The organism is Labrys wisconsinensis, assembly GCF_030814995.1.
In the GTDB taxonomy this organism is placed as follows: domain Bacteria; phylum Pseudomonadota; class Alphaproteobacteria; order Rhizobiales; family Labraceae; genus Labrys; species Labrys wisconsinensis.
The window spans coordinates 108,476-128,903 of the sequence record NZ_JAUSVX010000003.1 but is presented as its reverse complement, the minus strand read 5'-3'; the positions used below and the strand labels follow the sequence as shown (position 1 = coordinate 128,903).

At 70.4% G+C, this 20,428-nt stretch carries 18 protein-coding genes; 11 read left to right on the top strand and 7 right to left on the bottom strand.

The window, feature by feature from the left end:
- Positions 1 to 224: 224 nt before the first annotated feature.
- Positions 225 to 1,202 carry a TerC/Alx family metal homeostasis membrane protein gene (locus tag QO011_RS10540; protein WP_307271320.1) on the bottom strand — a complete coding sequence of 326 codons (978 nt, stop codon included), beginning with the start codon at positions 1,200 to 1,202 and terminating at the stop codon, positions 225 to 227.
- 159 nt (positions 1,203 to 1,361) lie between these two features.
- On the opposite strand from QO011_RS10540, the gene QO011_RS10535 reads away from it, so the two are divergent.
- A complete protein-coding gene (locus QO011_RS10535; protein ID WP_307271318.1) occupies positions 1,362 to 2,261 on the top strand; it encodes a carbohydrate kinase family protein in 900 nt (299 codons plus the stop codon).
- Here the strand turns inward: QO011_RS10535 and QO011_RS10530 are convergent.
- From QO011_RS10530 to QO011_RS10520, 3 genes are read right to left on the bottom strand one after another with little or no spacing between them, the layout of a single operon-like run.
- Positions 2,233 to 3,657 (bottom strand): sensor histidine kinase, encoded by a 1,425-nt coding sequence (locus QO011_RS10530; protein ID WP_307271315.1) that lies wholly within the window; start codon positions 3,655 to 3,657, stop codon positions 2,233 to 2,235. The genes QO011_RS10535 and QO011_RS10530 overlap by 29 nt on opposite strands.
- Complete coding sequence (locus QO011_RS10525; protein WP_307271312.1) at positions 3,654 to 4,325, bottom strand: response regulator transcription factor; 672 nt, start codon at positions 4,323 to 4,325, stop codon at positions 3,654 to 3,656. The genes QO011_RS10530 and QO011_RS10525 overlap by 4 nt, the downstream gene beginning before the upstream one ends.
- Before the next feature lie 5 nt (positions 4,326 to 4,330).
- Positions 4,331 to 4,660: a hypothetical protein gene (locus QO011_RS10520; protein ID WP_307271311.1), complete on the bottom strand. Its 330-nt coding sequence runs from the start codon at positions 4,658 to 4,660 to the stop codon at positions 4,331 to 4,333.
- Positions 4,661 to 4,819: 159 nt separating this feature from the next.
- On the opposite strand from QO011_RS10520, the gene QO011_RS10515 reads away from it, so the two are divergent.
- The 3 genes from QO011_RS10515 to ssb all read left to right on the top strand — a co-directional run bounded on the left by QO011_RS10515 (position 4,820) and on the right by ssb (position 10,201).
- Positions 4,820 to 8,863, top strand: coding sequence for a Pls/PosA family non-ribosomal peptide synthetase (locus QO011_RS10515; RefSeq protein WP_307271309.1), 4,044 nt, complete (start codon positions 4,820 to 4,822; stop codon positions 8,861 to 8,863).
- Positions 8,860 to 9,507 (top strand): 4'-phosphopantetheinyl transferase family protein, encoded by a 648-nt coding sequence (locus tag QO011_RS10510; protein WP_307271307.1) that lies wholly within the window; start codon positions 8,860 to 8,862, stop codon positions 9,505 to 9,507. The genes QO011_RS10515 and QO011_RS10510 overlap by 4 nt, the downstream gene beginning before the upstream one ends.
- A 187-nt stretch (positions 9,508 to 9,694) precedes the next feature.
- Complete coding sequence (ssb, locus tag QO011_RS10505; protein WP_307271305.1) at positions 9,695 to 10,201, top strand: single-stranded DNA-binding protein; 507 nt, start codon at positions 9,695 to 9,697, stop codon at positions 10,199 to 10,201.
- A 53-nt stretch (positions 10,202 to 10,254) separates the two neighbouring features.
- Here the strand turns inward: ssb and QO011_RS10500 are convergent, their stop codons facing one another.
- Positions 10,255 to 10,884 (bottom strand): MarC family protein, encoded by a 630-nt coding sequence (locus tag QO011_RS10500; RefSeq protein WP_307271303.1) that lies wholly within the window; start codon positions 10,882 to 10,884, stop codon positions 10,255 to 10,257.
- Positions 10,885 to 11,143: 259 nt separating this feature from the next.
- Here QO011_RS10500 and QO011_RS10495 point away from each other — a divergent pair, with 259 nt between their 5' ends.
- From QO011_RS10495 to QO011_RS10465, 7 genes are all read left to right on the top strand, one after another.
- Positions 11,144 to 12,850 carry a lysine--tRNA ligase gene (locus QO011_RS10495; protein WP_307271302.1) on the top strand — a complete coding sequence of 569 codons (1,707 nt, stop codon included), beginning with the start codon at positions 11,144 to 11,146 and terminating at the stop codon, positions 12,848 to 12,850.
- Between the two features lie 111 nt (positions 12,851 to 12,961).
- The gene (locus QO011_RS10490) at positions 12,962 to 13,435 is read left to right on the top strand and encodes a peptidylprolyl isomerase (RefSeq protein ID WP_307271300.1); all 474 of its coding nucleotides are present in this window, start codon (positions 12,962 to 12,964) and stop codon (positions 13,433 to 13,435) included.
- 77 nt (positions 13,436 to 13,512) lie between these two features.
- Positions 13,513 to 14,598 (top strand): tRNA preQ1(34) S-adenosylmethionine ribosyltransferase-isomerase QueA, encoded by a 1,086-nt coding sequence (gene queA / locus QO011_RS10485; protein WP_307272327.1) that lies wholly within the window; start codon positions 13,513 to 13,515, stop codon positions 14,596 to 14,598.
- On the top strand, positions 14,595 to 15,722 hold the full coding sequence (gene tgt / locus QO011_RS10480) for a tRNA guanosine(34) transglycosylase Tgt (protein WP_307271298.1): 1,128 nt from the start codon (positions 14,595 to 14,597) through the stop codon (positions 15,720 to 15,722). Before queA ends, tgt begins: the two co-directional genes overlap by 4 nt.
- A gap of 101 nt (positions 15,723 to 15,823) precedes the next feature.
- Positions 15,824 to 16,768: a protein-methionine-sulfoxide reductase catalytic subunit MsrP gene (msrP, locus tag QO011_RS10475; RefSeq protein ID WP_307271296.1), complete on the top strand. Its 945-nt coding sequence runs from the start codon at positions 15,824 to 15,826 to the stop codon at positions 16,766 to 16,768.
- Complete coding sequence (gene msrQ, locus QO011_RS10470; RefSeq protein WP_307271293.1) at positions 16,768 to 17,379, top strand: protein-methionine-sulfoxide reductase heme-binding subunit MsrQ; 612 nt, start codon at positions 16,768 to 16,770, stop codon at positions 17,377 to 17,379. The genes msrP and msrQ overlap by 1 nt, the downstream gene beginning before the upstream one ends.
- A gap of 133 nt (positions 17,380 to 17,512) precedes the next feature.
- On the top strand, positions 17,513 to 18,565 hold the full coding sequence (locus QO011_RS10465; protein WP_307271291.1) for a YncE family protein: 1,053 nt from the start codon (positions 17,513 to 17,515) through the stop codon (positions 18,563 to 18,565).
- Between the two features lie 19 nt (positions 18,566 to 18,584).
- On the opposite strand, the gene QO011_RS10460 is transcribed toward QO011_RS10465, so the two are convergent.
- Together QO011_RS10460 and QO011_RS10455 are read right to left on the bottom strand one after the other, a co-directional pair.
- On the bottom strand, positions 18,585 to 19,301 hold the full coding sequence (locus QO011_RS10460) for an alanyl-tRNA editing protein (protein WP_307271287.1): 717 nt from the start codon (positions 19,299 to 19,301) through the stop codon (positions 18,585 to 18,587).
- Positions 19,302 to 19,372: 71 nt separating this feature from the next.
- Complete coding sequence (locus QO011_RS10455) at positions 19,373 to 20,404, bottom strand: cysteine synthase A (protein ID WP_307271284.1); 1,032 nt, start codon at positions 20,402 to 20,404, stop codon at positions 19,373 to 19,375.
- Between the last annotated feature and the right edge of the window lie 24 nt (positions 20,405 to 20,428).

Genomic DNA, 20,428 nt, shown 5'->3' with positions numbered 1-20,428 from the left:
TATCTCCCGTGGACCATGCGAAGAAAATCTAAGCCGCTCGCCACCCCTCCACAAGCATGAGGGCGTGCAAGAACAGGGTTGGCCACAACTTCGACGCTCGTCTTCCGCCTGGCTCACGCAAAATTGTGTGCCGAACCGCATCAGGTCCGGCGAGCCGCGTCGATCTGGCGCAGTCTCGATTGGCGATTGCTTGGCGCGGCCGGGATCGGCGCGACTCGCGCCGGCTATCCCTTCCGGGCCGGCCGCCCGCCGGCGGGGTTGAGCACAGAGGCGAGGATCGCCACCAGGATCGCGGCAAAGGTGATGATCATGGTCAGGACGTTGTCGAACTCGCCGATCAGCCGTTCGTAGAAGATGACCACGCCGATGAAGATCAGGAGGAAGGACAGCGCCGCCTTGAGATAACGGAATCGGGCGATCAGCGCGTCGATGACGAAATAGAGCGCCCTCAGCCCCAGGATGGCGAAGATGTTCGAGGTGTAGACGATGAAGGGGTCAAGGGTCATCGACAGCACCGCCGGCACGCTGTCGACGGCGAAGACGATGTCGGCGACGTTGATCACCATGAAGGCGAGGAAGAGCGGCGTGGCGTGCAGGGCGGGCAGGCCGGTGTCGCGCGCCGTGCGCCGGACGAAGAAGTGCTCGCCCTCGATCTTGGCCGTCACCCTGAGCCGGTGCGTCAGCCATTGCACGGCGGCGTTGCGCGACAGGTCCGGCTCGGCATCGGCGTTGAAGAGCATCCGCACGCCGGTCACGATCAGGAAGACCCCGAAGAGGTAGAGCAGCCAGTCGAACTGTGCCACCATGGCCGCACCGAGCCCGACGAAGATCGCCCGCAGCGCCATCGCCACGACGATGCCCCAGAACAGCACCCGGTGCTGGTGCTCGCGCGGCACGGCGAAGAACCCGAAGATCACCGACATCACGAAGACGTTGTCGATGGAGAGCGACTGCTCCAGCACGTAGGCGGTGAAGAACAGCGAGCCCTTCTCCGCTCCGAACCAGGCCCAGACCCCGGCGCCGAACACCACCGCCAGCAGCGCGTAGCTGGTGGTCAGCACCAGCGACTGGCCGAGCGACAGCACCCGCACGCGGCGGCTGAGATAGCCCAGGTCGAAAGCCAGGATGGCGAGGATGACGGCTGCGAACACCGCCCAGAACCAGAGCGGGGCGCCGAGTATGTCGCCGGCGGAGAAGCCCATCCCGTCGCAGCCCCGATTCGCTCCGTATCGCGCTTGATGGCCGCGCCGGGCGGGGGATGTCAACCGGCAAGGGCGGCATGGCAAACCTGCACGGATGCCGCGACGGCCGCTGCGCCGCGCCGGCGTCCGGTGTAGACAGGCGGCCCAGCAGGAGCAGCCATGTCCCTTTCCGAGCCGCGGGCCGGCCATGTCGTCGTGGTCGGCGACGTCATGACCGACATCATCGTCCGACCGGAGGGGCCGATCGTGCACGGCTCCGACCGGCGCGCCGCCATCGCCATGCTGCCGGGCGGCTCGGGCGCCAACCAGGCGGCCTGGCTCGCGCGCTTCGGCCTGCCGGTGATGCTGGCGGCCCGGGTCGGGCGCGAGGACGCCGAGGCCCATGCTGCCGCCTTGCGCCGCCATGGCGTCACCCCCGCGCTGGCTGTCGACGAACGGCTGGGCTCGGGGCGCCTCGTCGCCCTGCTCGCGCCGGACGGCGAGCGCAGCTTCCTCACCGACCGCGGCGCCAACGAGGCGCTGTGCCGCGCCGACCTGCCGGATGCGCTGCTCGACGGCGCGGCGCTGCTGCACGTCTCGGCCTATTCGCTGGTCTCGCCCGGTCCACGGGCCGCCGTGCTCGACTTCCTCGGCGCCGCGCGGCGTCGCGGCGTGCCGGTGACCATCGATCCGGCCTCGGCCGGCTTCCTCCGCGACCTCGGGCCGGCCAACGTCCTCGCCTGGATCCGGGGGGCCGCCATGCTGTTCCCGAACGTCGACGAGGCCGAAGCCCTCACCGGCCTCGCGGACGAGGAGGGGCAGTTGCGCCACCTCGCCGCCCTGTTCGATCTCGTGGTGCTGAAGCGCGGCGGGCGCGGCGCGGCGGCGGCGCGCGGCACGGCGCGCTGGTCCGTCGCGGGCCCGGCTGTCGCGGCGGTCGACACCACCGGAGCGGGCGATGCCTTCCTCGCCGCATTCCTGGCGGCCCATCTGGCGGGAGCGCAGATCGAGGCCTGCCTTGCCCGGGGCGTCGCGGCGGGCGCGCAGGCGGTCAGCGTGCCTGGGGGGCAGCCGCGCTGACGGGAGCCGGTGCCGCCGGCGACGCGGCAGGGATGGCGAGCCGCCCCGGCAGGCGGACCGAGACCTTCAGGCCGCCGAGATCGGCGGCTGCGAGCCCCAGCTCGCCGCCATAGGCTTCCACGATGTCCTTGGCGATGGCGAGGCCGAAGCCGGTGCCCGTCACGGTCTCGTCCAGGCGCTTGCCGCGCTCGATGAAGGTATGCTCGACGTCCTCCGGCAGACCGGGGCCGTCGTCCTCGATCGAGAGCACGATCTCGCGGGACGCCGGCACGAGGGCCAGCCGGACCACGGCCTGCGTGGCCGCCCATTTGCGGGCATTGTCCAGGAGATTGCCGACGACATTGGTGAAGTCGCTCTCGTCCATGCCGATCCGCAGCTCCTGCGGCGCTTCCAGCGCAAACGCGACCGGCTTGTCCCGGGCGAGGCGCTGCATGGCGGCCACGATCCTGGTCAGCACCGGCACGGCCTCGACCGAGGCCGACATCTGCGCCGCCGCCAGGCTGGCGCGAGCCTGCGCCAGCGTGCGCCTGACCTGCACGTCGACCCGCCGCACCTCCTCGCGGATCGCGGCCGCCGCGACGGGCTGGCCGCTCTCGGCGAGGTTGCGGGCGGTCGCCTCCAGCACCGCGAGCGGCGTCTTCAGCCCGTGCGCCAGGTCTCCGGCCCGGGCGCGCGCCTGCATGAGCTGGGTTTCCCGGGAGGCGATCAGCTCGTTCAGATCATCGACCAGCGGCTGGATCTCGCTGGGGAACTGGCCGCCGATCAGCCGCACTGCCCGCTCGCGCACCGCGGCCAGCGCCACGCGCAGCTCGTCGAGCGGCCTCAGGCCGTAGCGCAGCACCGCGACCACCGCGCCGATCAGGGCCAGCATCAGCACCGCGAGCGAGGGAGCCATGGCATAGAAGAAGCGCCAGCGTGCCGGAGCCAGCTCGCTGTTGTCGAGCGCGATCAGCGCGGTGACGGACTGGTCGCCCGCCGCTGTCGAGATGACGATCGAGCGCTCCACGGCGAGGAGATCGGCGCCGTTCGGGCCGGCAATGCCATGCGCGCGGCCGAGCTCGCGCGGGGCCGCGTGCAGCCAGGGCAGCTTCTGGTCCCAGAGCGACTGGGAGCGCAGCTCGACCGTGCCGCCTCGTCCGACCTGCCAGTAGAAGCCGCCGTTCGGCAGGCCGAAGCGCGGGTCCTGGGGGCCGTCCTCGATCGACAGATCGTTGGACGGGGTGATCTCGATGCTGGCGAGCAGCAGCCGCATCTCGTCGTCGATCTCCGACAGCGCCAGGGCGCGGATGGCGAGGCCCGAGATGGCGTCGATGCCGATCCCGGCCAGGATGGTCGCCATGACGATCGCCACGACCGATCCCAGCAGCAGCCGCCGCTTGAGCGAGAACGAGCTCACGACGGCGGATGCTCGTTCGGGATGACGTAGCCCTGGCCGCGGCGCGTCTGGATCACCGAGCCGTCGAGCTTGCGCCGCAGGCGGGCCACCACGACTTCCAGCGCGTTGGAGCCGTGCTCGGTCTCCTCGTCATAGATGCTTTCGGTGATCTGGCCCTGCGAGACGACCCGGCCGGCATTGTGCAGGAGATAGGCGAGGAGGCGGTATTCCAGCGGCGTGACCTGCACCGGGCTGCCCCGGAAGGAGACGATGCGCTGGCGCGTATCGAGCTCCAGGACGCCGTTGGAGAGGACGGGGGAGGACTGTCCGGCGGCGCGCCGCACCAGCGCCCGCACCCTCGCCAGCAGCTCCTCCATCCGGAAGGGCTTGGTCAGGTAGTCGTCGGCGCCCGAATCCATGCCGTCGACCTTGTCGCGCCAGTCGTCGCGGGCGGTGAGGATGATGACGGGCATGCCGCGTCCTGCCGAGCGCCAGCGCCGCAGCACCGACAGCCCGTCGAGCTTGGGCAGGCCGAGGTCGAGAATGACGAGGTCGAAGACCTCGTGGGCGCCGGCGAACAGGGCCTCCTCGCCGTCGAACACCGTCGACACGACATATTGGTGGGCCTCGAGGCTGCGGCGGATATCCGCGACGATTGCGCGTTCGTCCTCGGCAACCAGAATTCGCATGGGTCCTACTTCTCGATAACCGCCAGGGTCACGCTGTCGAGCACGATGTCGCGCCGCTTGCCGTCCGGCTTCAGCACCCTGACGAGATACACCAGCCGGCCGCCGCGACGGATAAGGCGGATCCGGAGGATCCGGCAAGGGCCGTCGCGCATCACCGCGGCGGCGATTTCCGGATAGGAGCGCGGACCGAGCCGCGAGGTGATCAGGGCGTCGGCGTCGAGCCGACCGGTCACGCCCGGGAACGCCGGAGCGATCGGCAGGCCGGTCAGACCGGCGGCGAGCAGCCATCGGGCGATGCGCTGCGGCCTGCTGGCCGGGGCTGGGCGATGCGTCATGGCTCGTTGGCTCCCGTGGGCCGCGGCGTCTCGCTCATTGTACCGGAGCCAGGCTTACATTTGGCTTGCGCGCCCTGTCAGAGGAGAGAAACGCCCCACGCGCTAGACTTGTGCTGATCGATTCAAGTCTTGCCGCCCGCCGGCAGAAGGACGACAGGCGTGACCCTCCATCTATCACCGGCGCCCGGCAGTCGCGCCTGCGCGACGCTCAGCGGCGACGTTCGCCCCGATTTCCTGCGCGAGGAGACGCTGGCCGATATCTTCCGAGCCACGGCCAGGGCCTTCCCCGACAGCACGGCCCTGGCTCGCATCGGCGCGCCGGAGCGCCTCACCTATGCCGAGCTCGACCGGCGCTCCGATGCCGTCGCCGGCGCGCTGGCGCGTCGCGGCGTGCGCCCGGGGGACTTCGTCGGCCTGTGGTTCCGCCGCTCGCTCGAGCTGCACGTCGCCATGCTCGGCATCCTCAAGGCGGGCGCCGCCTTCGTGCCGTTCGACGCGGACGCTCCGGCGGAGCGGGTCGCGACCTGCCTGCACGATGCCCGGGCGCGCCTCGTGCTCTCGCACGATGCCATGGGCGACAAGCTGGGCGCGCTCGCCGTCGAGACCGCCGATCTCGGCGCTCTCCTGGCCGAGCCGGCGGCCCCGGCGCCCGAGGCGATGCCGGGCTGCTCCGCCCCCGCCTATGCCATCTACACCTCCGGCTCGACCGGCACGCCCAAGGGCATCGTCGTCACCCACCGCAACATCTGCCACTATGTCAGGGCTGCGAATGCCTTCCTCGGCATCGAGGCTGCCGACGTCGTCCTGCAGCAGGCCTCCATCGCCTTCGACCTGGCGCTGGAGGAGATCTTCGTTCCCTACCTCGCCGGCGCCACGCTGAAGGTGGCGACGCCCGACGTGCTCCAGGACGTCGACGCCCTGCCGGACCGCCTCGCGGCCGAGGGCGTCACGGTCATCGATACCGTGCCGACCCTCCTGTCGATGTTCGGCCGGGACGTCGACAGCCTTCGCCTCGTCGTGCTGGGCGGGGAGGCCTGCCCGCCGGCCCTGGTGCAGCGCTTCGCCAGGCCGGGGCGGCGCATCGTCAACACCTATGGCCCGACGGAGGCCACGGTGGTCGCGACCTTCGCCGAGCTCGTCCCCGGCGAGGCCGTCAGCATCGGGCGGCCGATCGCCAATGCCACCGCCTATGTCGTGGACGAGGATCTCCGGCTGGTCGGGCCGGAGGAGGTCGGCGAGCTCCTGATCGGCGGACCGGGGGTGGCCCCCGGCTACCTCAACCTGCCCGATCTCACTGCCCGCAAGTTCGTCGCCAATCCGTTCTGGGACGGGCCCGATCCGGTACTCTACCGCACGGGCGATGCGGTCAGCCTCGGCGCCGACGGACGCCTCAGCTTCCACGGCCGCATCGACGACCAGGTGAAGATCCGCGGCTATCGCATCGAGCTCGGCGAGATCGAGGCGCTGATCGCGGCCGAGCCCGGCGTGCAGGCGGCCGCCGTGGTCGTCCATCAGGGGGCGGCCGGGGACACGCTCTGCGCCCATCTCGTCGCGGCCGAAGGCTTCGATCCCCAGCGGGCACGGCGGGCCCTGGCGGCGAGGCTGCCGCCCTACATGCTGCCCGCGGCCTGGCAGACCCATGCCGCCCTGCCGCGGCTGGCCTCCGGCAAGGTCGACCGCAAGGCGCTGGCCGCGATACCGCCCGGGCAGGAACGGTCCGCCGCGGCGCAGGAGCCGCCCCGCTCCTGGACCGAGGCCCAGCTGCTCAAGGCCGCCCAGGACGTGCTGCGCATGCCGGCGGTCGACCTGGAGGCCGACTTCTTCACCGATCTCGGCGGCCATTCGATGCTGGCGGCCCGCTTCGTCTCCGAGGTGCGGCGGGTCCCCGCCCTGGCCGGCATCGCCATCCGCGACGTCTATGCCCATCGCAGCCTCAGGCGGATCGCCGTGGCGCTGGACGAGGGGGCCGCCGGAGCCATGGACGCGGCGGACCTCTCCTTCGAGCCGGTGCCGCTGCGCCGGCGGGTGCTCTGCGGCCTCGCCCAGGCCGTGACGCTGCCCGTCCTCATCGGCATCGTGACGCTGGAATGGATCGGCCTCCTCCTCGCCTCGACCCTGCTGCTCGGCGACGACGCGCCGCTCTGGCAGGACGTCCTGGTCCTGTGCGGCGTCTTCCTCGGCCTCAATCTCGGCGTGAAGGTCCTGGCCGTGGCGCTCAAATGGCTGATCATCGGCCGTACCCGTCCCGGGGTCTATCCGCTGTGGGGCGCCTATTATTTCCGCATCTGGCTGATGGAGCGGGTCGTCCAGCTCACGGCCCACAAGTTCCTCAAGGGCTCGCCGCTGATGCGCATCTACCTCAGAGCGCTCGGCGCCAAGGTCGGCCGCGATGCCGTGATCGACGAGTTCGAGGAGGGCGCCATCGACCTCGTGTCGATCGGCGAGCGCGCCAGCCTCGGCACCAAGCTCAAGCTGGCCAATGTCGAGGTGATCGGCAACCAGGTGCATGTCGGGCGCATCGAGATCGGTGCCGACGTGCAGATCGGCAATGGCTGCGTGATCGGCGGCGACACGGTGATCGGCGCCGGCGCCGCGATCGGCGACCTGACGGCGGTGCCTGCGGGCACCCGCATCGCCGAGGGCAGCCGCTGGGACGGATCGCCGGGGCGCCAGACCGGCATGGCGGAACAGTCCGACCCAGGCGATCATCCCAGGCAGGGCGCCGTCGCGCGCTTCGTCCAGATCGCCTTCTATGCCCTCGCCTACAATCTCGGGCTCGTCGTCGGCCTGCTGCCGATCTTCCCGGCCTTCTACGTCCTCGAGACGCTGCAGGGCGCGGTCACGGGCGATCCGGACGCACCTCTGCCCTGGTGGCTCGTCGCCGCGCTCTCCTGGCCGGCGGCGCTCGCGCTCATCGTCGTGTCCATGGCGGTGATGGTGGCCCTGCGCTGGCTGCTGCTGCCGCGCGTCAGACCGGGCACCTATTCGATCTTCGGCGGGCTCTATCTGCGCAAATGGTTCGTCGGGCTCACCACCGAATCCATCCTGGAGACGCTGAATTCCCTCTATGCCACCGTGTTCATGCGCAACTGGTATCGCCTGATGGGGGCCAGGATCGGTCGCGGGACCGAGATTTCCGCCAGCTTCGCCGGCCGCTACGATCTCATTGAAATGGGGCGCGACAACTTCATCGGCGACGAGACCGTGTTCGGCGACGAGGAGATCCGCAACGGCTGGATGACCCTCAGGCGGATGAAGACGGGCGACCGCTGCTTCTTCGGCAATTCCTCGGTGATCGCCCAGGGCTGCACCATTGCCGACGATGCCCTGATCGGCATCAAGACCCGTCTGCCCGAAGGGCTCGCCGTCGATGCGGGCGAGACCTTCTGCGGCAGCCCGCCCATGCGCCTGCCGACACGCCAGAAGATCGCCGCCGCGGCCAGCACGACCTATGACCCGCCATTCCGCATGTGGCTGCTGCGGGTCGCGTTCGAGACCTTGCACACCTCGCTCCCGACCGCCGTCCTGATCGCCACCGCCTATGTGACGGCCGGCTTCATCGCGGCCCGGCTCGACCAGGGCTTCTGGGCCCTGCTCGGCCTCTTCACGGCCTGCGGGCTGGTGACGTCGGTGGCGATGTACGCCATGGCGGTGGCCTGCAAGTGGCTGCTGATCGGCACCTATCGGCCGATGATGCGGCCGATGTGGTCGTGGTGGGCCATGCGGACCGAGGCCGTGGCGGTGATCTATGGCGGCCTCGCCAGCAAGATGCTGCTCGACTATCTGCGCGGGACGCCGTTCCTGCCCTGGCTGCTGCGCCCCTTCGGCACCAGGATCGGCAAGGGCACCTGGATCAACACCACGGACATCTGCGAGTTCGACTGCACCGAGATCGGCGACCACGCGGTCCTGAACATGGGATCCTGCCCGCAGACGCACCTCTACGAGGATCGCATCATGAAGGTCGGCCGGATCCGGATCGGCCGCGGCGTGACGATCGGCAGCGGCTCGACGGTGCTCTACGATACCGAGATCGGCGACTTCGCCGAGGTGAAGCCGCTGACCCTGATCATGAAGGGCGAGACCATTCCGGCCGGCACCGCCTGGGTCGGCGCTCCCGCACAGGGCGGCGCCGTCAGGGCGCCGCGGCCGGCGACGCCGGTCGAGGACCAGGCGCTGCGTCTCCGCGACGCCGCCGAGTGAGCGCGTCGGCATGGCCCGCCCGGCCTGCCGGCCCCGTGATGCGCATCGGCCCGGCGCTCGCCGTCCTGGTGCCGGCACCCGCCGACGACGCCCCCGGGGGAGGGCACCTGCGCATCACCGCAGCGGCCGCGGCGCTGCGCGCGGCCACGGGCCGCGACGACATCCGCATCCATCGCCGGCCCAGCGGCCGCCCGGCCCTGGCCCCGCCCTATCCGGAGCTCGGCGTGTCCCTCTCACGCCGAGCCGGCATGCTGTTGGCCGCCTTCGCGCCCGACGGGCTCGTCGGGGCGGACATCGAGCTCGACGGGCCGGATAGCCCGTCCGCACCCGCCGCCTTCGCGGCCGACCACTATTCCGAAGGCGAGGCCGCGGCGGTCGGGCGCTTGTCCGGACCCGGCGCCCGCGACCTCTGTCATCGGCTGTGGGCGGCCAAGGAGGCCGTGCTGAAGATGTCGGGGCGCGGCGTCTATGACGGCCTCGCCGAGCCCGATCTCACGCCGCATCTGCACGCGCTCGCACGGGACGGCGTCGCAGTCGCCCTGCCGGCCGGGCCGGGATTGCCATCCCTGCGGCTCGGCGTCCGCCGCCTCGAGGGGCCGGCGATCGGCACGGCCTATTGCGCCCTGGCCTATGCCGCAGCCTGACCGTCCGGATTGCCCGGCGGATGGTCGAGGCGGGGCTTGCGTCTTGTGAACAAATATGGAACAAACATTGCTGGGGATAAGCCCGGCCGCCCGGCCTGCGGCGTGTTAGGAGAGATCGAGGAGTGGCGGGACGAGCGCGCGGCACGAGGCCGGGCGTTTCCGCCTTTGCGAAGGAAGGGAATCTGCGATGTCGGGTTCGGTGAACAAGGTCATTCTGGTGGGCAATCTCGGCCGCGATCCCGAGGTGCGGCGGCTGAACTCCGGCGAGCCTGTGGTCAATCTGCGCATCGCCACCTCGGAGACCTGGCGCGACAAGGCCTCGGGCGAGCGCAAGGAGCGCACGGAGTGGCACAGCGTCGTGATCTTCAACGAGGGGCTGGCCAAGATCGCCGAGCAATATCTGCGCAAGGGCTCGACCGTCTACATCGAGGGCCAGCTGCAGACGCGCAAATACACCGACCAGTCCGGCCAGGAGAAATATTCGACCGAGGTGGTGCTGCAGCGCTATCGCGGCGAGATGACGCTGCTCGGCGGCCGCGGCCAGGGCCAGGGTCAGGGCGACAGCGAGGGCGGGCGCGATTATCCCGGCTCGGACTTCGGCTCGGCGAGCCCGATGGAGCGGCGTCCGGCGCCGGCCGCGGCCTCGGCCGGCAAGTACAATTCTTCCGGCATGGACGACGACATCCCGTTCTGAGCGCCCCTCGTCCGGACGGGCGGGCCGCGAGGCCCGCAGCCTCGCCGCGGTGGTCAGGCCGCGGCGGCCCGCACCCCGTCCACCACGAATTGCACCGCGAGCGCGGCGAGCACGATGCCGAGCAGGCGCGTCAGCACGACGTTGCCGGTGACACCGAGCAGGCGGTCGATCGGCTCGGCCGCCAGGAAGGCGAGGTAGCAGCACAGCGTCGCGAAGGCGATGACTGCGAGCAGCCCGGCCAGCAGCAGGACGTGGCCCTGTGTCTGCGCCGACAGGAGCATGGTCGCGGTGATGGCGCCCGGCCCGGCCATCAGCGGGATCGCCAGGGGAAAGGCGGCGACGTTGGAGATGTGGTCCCTGGTGATCGCGATCTCCGCCGTGTTCGCCTCGCGCTCGCCGCGCCGCTCGAACACCATCTCGAAGGCGATCCAGAACAGCAGCAGGCCGCCGGCGATGCGGAAGGCCGGCGCGGTGATGCCGAGCAGGCGCAGGAACGGCTCGCCGACCAGCGCGAAGAAGGCCAGCACGCCGGTGGCGATCAGCGCCGCGCGCCAGGCGACCGAGCGGCGCTGGGCCGCGGTCATGCCGGGCGTGACGCCGAGGAAGATCGGCCCGAGGCCGGGCGGGTCGACCACCACCAGCAGCGTCACCACGGCGGTGGCGAGGAAATCGGTGAGGAGCATGATCGGCATCCCGGCGGGCCGCCCATCATGTCGTGCCCCATCGGCGGCCGCAATCGCCGTCCCTCGGCCTTCGGCGAGCGCCTTTGCCGCGGCGGTGGGAGCGGTCCGCATTGACGCTTCACCGCGGCGTCACTAAGCGTTCTGCCCCGATGGGATCTCCGGCCGGCCCGCGGGACGGCTGGAGATTCCGCCTTGAACGTCTTTGCGGGATCGCGGCCCGGAATCCCTGAGGGGTCGGCCGCCGCCCAGGAGATCCGTGATGCCAGACCTCTTTCCGGCCGAGCTCGTCGCGGCCGCCAACGCCTCCGCCGCCTGGCCTTTCGAGGAGGCGAGAAAGCTCGTCGCCCGCCTCGAGAAGCAGGGCAGGCCGGAGAAGGAGGTGCTGTTCGAGACCGGCTACGGTCCCTCCGGCCTGCCGCATATCGGCACGTTCGGCGAGGTGGCGCGCACCACCATGGTGCGCCACGCCTTCGACGTGCTGACCGAGGGACGCCACGTCACGCGGCTCCTGTGCTTTTCCGACGACATGGACGGCATGCGCAAGGTGCCCGAGAACGTGCCGGCGCCGGACATGCTGCGCCGGCATCTCGGCAAGCCCCTGACCAGGGTGCCCGACCCCTTCGGCAAGTTCGAGAGCTTCGGCCACCACAACAACGCCATGCTGCGGCGCTTCCTCGATTCCTTCGGCTTCGACTACGAGTTCGCCAGCGCCACCGACTACTATGCCGCCGGACGGCTCGACGAGAAGCTTCTGGTGATGCTCGAGCGCTATGACGACGTCATGGCGATCATGCTGCCGACGCTCCGGGAGGAGCGGCGCAAGACCTATGCGCCGTTCCTGCCCGTGCATCCGGAGACCGGCATCGTCATGCAGGTGCCGATCGAGGAGCGCCATCCCGGCCGCGGCACCATCGTGTGGACCGACCCCGACACCGGCAAGCGCTTCGAGACCCCGGTGACCGGCGGCCATGCCAAGGCGCAGTGGAAGCCGGACTGGGCGCTGCGCTGGGCGGCGCTCGGCGTCGACTACGAGATGTCCGGCAAGGACCATATCGACAATGTCCGGATCTCCAGCCAGATCTGCAAGGTGCTCGGCGGCACCCCGCCCGACGGCTTCAACTACGAGCTGTTCCTCGACGATCTCGGCCAGAAGATCTCCAAGTCGAAGGGCAACGGCCTGACCATCGACGAGTGGCTGACCTATGCCAGCCCCGAAAGCCTGTCGCTGTTCATGTTCCAGAAGCCGCGCGAGGCCAAGAAGCTCTATTTCGACGTCATCCCGCGCACCGCCGACGAATATCTGCAGTTCCTCGCCGGCTATGAACGCCAGGACTGGAAGAACCGCCTCGGCAATCCGGCTTGGCACATCCATGGCGGCAATCCGCCGGCGCCCGAGACCATCGGCGGGGAGGGGGAGCGCACCAGCGTCTCCTTCGGCCTGCTGCTCAACCTCGTCGCCGTGGCCAATGCCGAGAGCAAGGACGTGCTGTGGGCCTTCCTCCGGCGCTATGCGCCGGGCGCCTCGGCCGAGACCCACCCGCGCCTCGACGCCCTGGTCGGCTACGCCATCCGCTATTTCCGCGACTTCGTGAAGCCGGCCAAGGCGTACCATGTGCCGACCGAGGCGGAGCGGCAGGCCCTGCAGGCCCTGTCCGACGCGCTCGGCCGCCTGCCGGCGGACGCTTCGGCGACGACGATCCAGGAAGCGGTCTACGATGTCGGCCGCGCCCAGCCGGCCTACCAGGACTTCAAGGCCAAGGGTGCCACACCGGAGCGGCCGGGCGTGTCGCTCGAATGGTTCAACACGCTCTACCGCATCCTGCTCGGCGAGCAGCGCGGGCCGCGCTTCGGCTCCTTCGCGGCCATCTACGGCATTGCCGAGACCCGCGACCTGATCGCCAAGGCGCTGTCGGGCGAGCTGATCCGCGAGCACGAGGCCTTCGTCGCGGGGCTGAAGAAGGCCTGAGACGGCGCCGGAAGCCGGCCGCTTCGCGCCGCAGGGCTTCCATCGCGCGGCTGTTCCGCCTATCTACCCCGGCGGACAGCCCATCTCTTCCATTCCGAAACAGGAGCCGTCATGGCCGCCGATCCCGAAAACACGATCATCATGGAAACCACCAAGGGCCGCATCGTCATCGAGCTGCGCCCGGATCTTGCGCCCAAGCATGTCGAGCGCATCAAGCAGCTGGCGCGCGAGAAGTTCTATGACGGCATCGTGTTCCACCGCGTCATCGACGGCTTCATGGCGCAGGTCGGCTGCCCGCATGGCACCGGCACCGGCGGCTCGAAGCACCCGAACCTGCCGGCGGAGTTCAACGCCGAGCCGCATGTGCGCGGCATCTGCTCCATGGCCCGGGCCCAGAGCCCGAACTCGGCCAATTCGCAGTTCTTTATCGTGTTCGACGACGCTCGCTTCCTCGACAAGCAGTACACGGTCTGGGGCAAGGTGACCGAGGGCATGGAGAACGTCGACAAGATCAAGCGCGGCGAGCCGGTGCGCGATCCCGACAGCATCGTCACCATGCGCGTCGCCGCCGACGCGGCCGCCTGACATCGGACGGTGATGCCGCTGCCGGCCATCCCATCGCAGGACACGGCGCCGCCCGACATCGGCGGCGCCTTTTCGTGATGCGCGTCTCCGACTTCGACTTCGACCTGCCGGAGGACCGCATCGCCCTGCGTCCCGCGGCGCCCCGCGATGCGGCGCGGCTGATGGTGGCGCGGTCCGGAGCGGATATCGAGGACCGGCTGGTGCGCGACCTGCCGGACCTGCTGCGTCCCGGCGATGCGCTGGTGTTCAACGACACGCGCGTCATCCCGGCGCGCCTGGACGGCGTGCGCCATCGCCCCGGCGGCGCCGGCGCCGCGATCGAGGCGATGCTGCACCGGCGCCTGGCGCCGGACCGCTGGCTCGCCTTCGCACGGCCCGCCAAGCGCCTGGCGCCCGGCGACCGCATCCGCTTCGGCGAAGGCGGCAATGTCTGCTTCCTCGGTGCGCTCGACGCCACGGTCGAGGCCAGGGGCGAGGGCGGCGAGGTGACGCTGCGCTTCGAGCTGTCGGGCCCGGCGCTCGACGAGGCTATCGCCGCCGCCGGCCATGTTCCGCTGCCGCCCTACATCGCCGGCAAGCGGCAGGAGGACGACCGCGACCGCAGCGACTACCAGACCGTCTATGCCGCGGCCGAGGGCGCGGTGGCGGCGCCGACGGCCGGCCTGCATTTCACCCCGGAGCTGATGCAGCGCCTGCGCGAGCAGGGCGTCTCCCAGCATTTCCTCACCCTGCATGTCGGCGCCGGCACCTTCCTGCCGGTCAAGGTCGACGACATAGCCGACCATCGCATGCATGCCGAATGGGGAGAGGTGACGGAGGCGGCGGCCGCCGCGCTCAATGCAGTGCGGAACGCCGGTGGGCGCATCGTCGCGGTCGGCACCACCTCGGCGCGGCTCCTGGAGAGCGCCGCCGCCGAGGACGGCACCGTCCGCCCCTTCGCCGGCGAGACCGCCATCTTCATCACCCCGGGCTACCGTTTCCGTGCCGTCGACATGCTGATGACGAACTTCCACCTGCCGCGCTCGACGCTGCTGATGCTGGTCTCGGCCTTCATCGGCCACGAGCGCATGCAGCGCGCCTATGCCCATGCGCTCGCCGGGGGTTATCGCTTCTATTCCTATGGCGATGCCAGCCTGCTGTTCCCCGAGGTCCCTGCGCCATGACGGGCGTTTCCTTCACCGTTCATGCCGCCGAGGGTGCGGCGCGCACCGGCGTGCTCACGCTCGGCCGCGGCGCTGTGCGGACCCCTGCCTTCATGCCGGTCGGCACCGCCGGCACGGTCAAGGCGATGTATGTCGACCAGGTGCGTGACCTCGGCGCCGACATCATCCTCGGCAACACCTACCACCTGATGCTGCGCCCCGGGGCCGAGCGGGTCGCCGCGCTCGGCGGCCTGCACGCCTTCTCGCGCTGGCAGGGGCCGATCCTCACCGATTCCGGCGGCTTCCAGGTGATGTCCCTCGCCGGCCTGCGCAAGCTCGACAAGGACGGCGTCACCTTCAAGAGCCATGTCGACGGCTCGATGCATCGCCTCACGCCGGCCCGCTCGGTGGAGATCCAGACGCTGCTCGACAGCGACATCGTCATGCAGCTCGACGAATGCGTGCGCCTGCCCACCGACCGCGCCAATATCGAGCGGGCCATGCGCCTGTCGCTGGACTGGGCCGAGCGCTCCAAGGCGGCCTTCGGGACCCAGCCGGGCAAGGCGATCTTCGGCATCGTCCAGGGCGGCGACGACAAGGCGCTGCGCATCGAGTCCGCGGAGGCGCTGGCCGCCATGGACTTCCCCGGCCTCGCCGTCGGCGGCCTCGCCGTGGGCGAGCCGCAGGCCGTCATGCTCGACATGATCGAGACCGTGGTGCCGCATCTGCCGGCGGGCAAGCCGCGCTACCTCATGGGCGTCGGCACGCCGGACGATCTCGTCGAGAGCGTGGCGCGCGGCATCGACATGTTCGACTGCGTCATGCCGACCCGCGCCGGCCGGCACGGCCTGGCCTATTCCCGCTTCGGCAAGATCAACCTGAAGAACGCCCGCCATGCTGAGGACCCTCGGCCGCTGGACGAGGCCTCCGCCTGCCCGGCGGCGCGCGACTACAGCCGCGCCTATCTGCACCATCTCACCCGGGCCAACGAGATCCTCGGCATGATGCTGCTGAGCTGGGTGAACCTCGCCTACTACCAGGAGCTGATGGCCGGCATGCGCGCGGCGATCGCCGCCGGGCGCTTCGCCGATTTCCGGGCCGAAGTGCGGGAAGGCTGGGCACGGGGCGACCTGCCGGCGCTCTGACCGGACTGCGCGGAGGACGTCGCCGTCCTGACGCGAACGTGAGAATCGGTTGATCGGTCCGGATCGTATAGGATCCGGAACAGGCCGCTCACGAGGTCCCGATGCAGATCCGCCGCTCTCCCCCGATCCTTCCGTCGGAGATCACGCCCCGCGACATCTATCTAGACCGTCGCCGCTTCCTCGCCGGTGCCGCCGGCCTGGCGCTCGGCGCCGCCCTTCCGGCCGGGGCCTCGGCCGCGGCGCTGCCCGCCGCCCCCAGCCGCTATTCCACCGACGAGCCGAAGACCAGCCGCGAGGACATCACCGGCTACAACAATTTCTACGAGTTCGGCACCGACAAGGCCGACCCTGCCGCCAATGCCGGCTCGCTCACCACCACGCCGTGGACGGTGAAGGTCGACGGCCTGGTCGACCATCCCGCGGACTATCAGCTGGAGGACTTCGTCAAGCCGTTCGCCCTTGAGGAGCGCATCTACCGCATGCGCTGCGTCGAGGGCTGGTCGATGGTGATCCCCTGGGACGGCTTTCCCCTGGCGGAGGTGCTGAAGCGCGCCGGGCCGAAGAGCGCGGCGCGCTACGTCGCCTTCGAGACGCTGGTGCGCCCCGAGGAGATGCCGGGCCAGCGCGGCTTCTTCCAGCCGCTCGACTGGCCCTATGTCGAGGGCCTGCGCCTGGACGAGGCCATGCATCCCCTGGCCATCCTTGCCGTCGGCCTCTACGGCGAGACGCTGCCGAACCAGAACGGCGCGCCGCTGCGGCTGGTGGTGCCGTGGAAATACGGCTTCAAGGGCATCAAGTCGATCGTGCGCATCAGCCTGGTCGACCAGCAGCCCAAGACGTCCTGGAACCTGCAGAACGCGCGCGAATACGGCTTCTATTCCAACGTCAACCCGGAGGTCGACCATCCGCGCTGGAGCCAGGCGACCGAGCGGCGCATCGGCGAGGGCGGCCTGCTCGCCGCCCGCCGGCCGACATTGCCCTTCAACGGCTATGCCGAGGAGGTCGCCGGCCTCTATGCCGGCATGGATCTGAGGGCGAACTACTGATGGCGTCCCGACGCATCAATGTGCCGGTCTGGCTGGTCTACGCCGTCGGCTTCGTCCCGGCGGTATGGACCTTCTGGCTGGCCTTCGCCGACAGGCTCGGCGCCGATCCCGTCCGGGCGCTGGAGCACGCCATCGGCCTGTGGGCGCTGCGCTTCCTGATCGCGACGCTGTGCGTGACGCCGCTGCGCCGGCTCGCCGGCCTCAACCTCATGCGCTACCGCCGGGCGCTCGGCCTCATGGCGTTCTGGTATGCGCTGCTGCATCTGACGGCGTGGCTGCTGTTCGACCGCGGCCTCGATGCCGCGGCGGTGCTCGCCGACATCGTCCGGCGCCCTTACATCACCATCGGCATGCTCGCCCTGGCGATCCTGGTGCCGCTCGCGGCGACCTCCAACGCCTGGTCGATCCGCAGGCTGGGCGCGCGGCGCTGGGCCCTGCTGCACCGGCTGGTCTACGCCGCTGCGGCCCTGGCGGCGCTGCACTTCGTCATGGTGCTGAAGATCTGGCAACCGGAGCCGCTGATCTACGCGGCGATCGTCGCGGTGCTGCTCGGCCTGCGCGCCGTGACGGCAGTCCGGCGGCCGGCGCGGTCTCGGCCCCAGCGGGCCTGACGGCGGTTTCGCCGGCGCAGGGGACGACGGACGTCCATCGTCGCGCCTTGCGGCAACAATCGCGCAACAAAGGTGTGGAAGCCTGAGGTGGCGCCGCGACCACTGCGCGGACGCCGTCTTCGGAGAGATGCGGATGGGCAAGCATCGTGCGATCGCGCTTGCGCTCGGCGTGACGCTGGGCGTGTCGGGACCTTGCGTCGCGGACGCGGCCGAGACCGATCCGGCCTATGCCGTCGTCGGTGAAATCCCGGGCGCCGGCGGGGCCTGGGACTATACCGTCATCGACCCCGGCAGCGGGCGCCTCTATGTGGCGCAGCAAGGCGTGACGGCTCTCGACCTCAACACGCGCCAGCTCGTCACCGGCCTTGTCGCCGGCGGAACCACGCATGGCATCGCGCCGCTCGGCGACGGCCGCGTCGCGGTCACCGACAGCGCCAGCAAGACGATCACGGTGTTCGCCGGCGCGACCGGGGCGGTGCTGGCGCGGATCTCGACCGATCACGACGCGCCGACGAGCGGCCGGCATGCGCTCGACGCCCTGGTGCTCGAGCCGAAATCCGGCCTGCTCGCGGCGGTGAGCGGCGAATCGGACGTCCTGCTCCTGGCGGATGCAGGGCAGGCGCGGATCGTCGGAACCGTCCCTCTCGGCGGCGCCCCCGAATATGCCGCTGCCGACGGCGCGGGAACGGTCTTCGTCAATGTCAGCAGCGGCAAGGCCAGCGAGATCGTCGCCGTCGACGTCCCGGGCCGCCGGGTAGCCCGGCGAATGGCCCTCGACGGTTGCGAGGATCCGACGGGCTTGGCCTACGATGCGGACGACGGCTGGCTGATCTCGGCCTGCCGCAATGGGCTGGCCAAGGTGCTGCAGGCGGACAGCGGGCGTTCCGTCGCCAGCCTGGCCGTCGGCCGGGGCGCCGACGCCGTCCTGCTCGATTCGAAGCGGCGGCGCGCCTTCGTTCCCGCCGGCGTGGACGGAACGCTGAGCGTGATCGCGCTGCACGGCGCGAGCGACGTCGCGGTGGTCCAGACCCTCGCGACGCGGCAGGGCGCGCGCCTCGGCGCCGTCGACGTCGCGACCGGACGCCTCTACCTGCCGACGGCCGAGTTCGTGCCGCCGGTGTCGCCGGGCTCGCGTCCGACCCTCGTGCCGGGCACGTTCAAGATCCTGGTCGTCGCACCCGAGTGAGCCGGGCTCCCAGTCGGCTTCAGCCCAGCGCGATCCTTACCCGCCGGTTCTGCTTGCCCTTCTTCTCGATCTGCGTGACCGAGACCGGGCCGATCTCGCCGGTGCTGCGCACATGGGTGCCACCACAGGGTTGCAGGTCGAGGCCGGCGATCTCCACCAGGCGGATTCGCCCCGAGCCGCGCGGCGGCTGCACCGACATGGTCTTGACCAGGCCGGGATTGGCGTCGAGCTCGGCGTCGGTGATCCAGCGCTCCGTCACTGCGGCGTCCGCCTCGACCATCGCCCTGAGCCTGGCCGTGATCTCGTCCTTGTCGAGGCCGGCATCGGGAATGTCGAAGTCGAGCCGGCCTTCGCCCTCGCCGATCGAGCCGCCGGTGACGGGATGGGGCAGCGCGACGGAGAGCAGGTGCAGCGCGGTGTGGACGCGCATGCGGGCATGGCGCACCGGCCAGTCCAGCGTCAGCGTCACGGCCTCACCGGGCGAGGGCAGGGCGCTGCCTTCGGCGGCGACATGGGCGACCTCGGTCTTGGCCGCGTCGTTCCAGACCGCGGTGGCGATCGTGATCAGACCGCCATCGGCCCGCGTCAGGGTGCCGACATCGCCTGGCTGGCCGCCGCCGGTCGCGTAGAACACGGTGCGGTCGAGCACGATGCCGCCGCGTTCGGTGACGGCGAGGACGGTGGCGGGCGTGACGGTGAGATAGGCGTCGTCGCGGAACAGCAGGATGGTCGGCATGGCGGCCTCTCGAACGATCGAGCCCTTTCCCTGCACCGCCGCGCGCGCATGCGCAACCGGCCCGTCTCGCCTCAGAGGTAGGGCACCTTCACCGCGCTCTTGCGTTCCAGCCAGGTCGGCACCGGCAGGCCCTTCGAGCGCATGAAGTCCGGGTTGAACAGCTTCGACTGATAGCGCGTGCCGTAGTCGCACAGGATGGTCACGATGGTGTGGCCCGGGCCCATCTCCCTGGCCATGCGGATGGCGCCGGCGATGTTGATGCCGGTGGAGAGGCCGACGCACAGGCCCTCCTCCAGGAGCAGGTCGAAGACGATCGGCACCGCTTCCTCGTCCGGGATCTGGCAGGCGAAGTCGACCGGCGCGCCCTCGACGTTGCGGGTGACGCGGTTCTGCCCGATGCCCTCGGAGATCGACGAGCCGGAGGAGGAAAGGTCGCCCTTGGTGAAGAAGGAATACATCGCCGCGCCCATCGGGTCGGCGAGGCCGAGCTTGATCGCCGGGTTGCGCTGCTTCAGCCCGATGCCGGTGCCGGCCAGCGTGCCGCCGGTGCCGACCGAGCAGATGAAGCCGTCGACCGCACCGCCCGTGTCCTCGAAGATCTCCGGCGCGGTGGTCTCGATATGGGCCTGGCGGTTGGCGACATTGTCGAACTGGTTGGCCCAGACCGCGCCGCCCGGCACGGTGCGCGCCAACTCCTCGGCAAGGCGCCCCGACACCTTCACGTAGTTGTTGGGGTTGGCGTAGGGCACGGCCGGCACCTCCACCAGCTCGGCGCCGGCCAGGCGCAGCATGTCCTTCTTCTCCTGGCTCTGCGTCTCCGGGATGACGATCACCGTCTTGAAGCCGAGCGCATCCGCCACGAGGGCGATGCCGATGCCGGTATTGCCGGCCGTGCCTTCGACGATGGTGCCGCCCGGCTGCAGGGCGCCGCGCTGCACCGCGTCCTTGATGATATAGAGCGCTGCGCGGTCCTTCACCGACTGGCCGGGGTTCATGAACTCCGCCTTGCCGAGGATCGTGCAGCCGGTCGCCTCGGAGGCGCGCCTGAGCCGGATCAGGGGCGTGCGGCCGATGGCATCGACGAGATCGGTGCGGAAGGGCATGGTGGACGAAATCCATGAATCTTA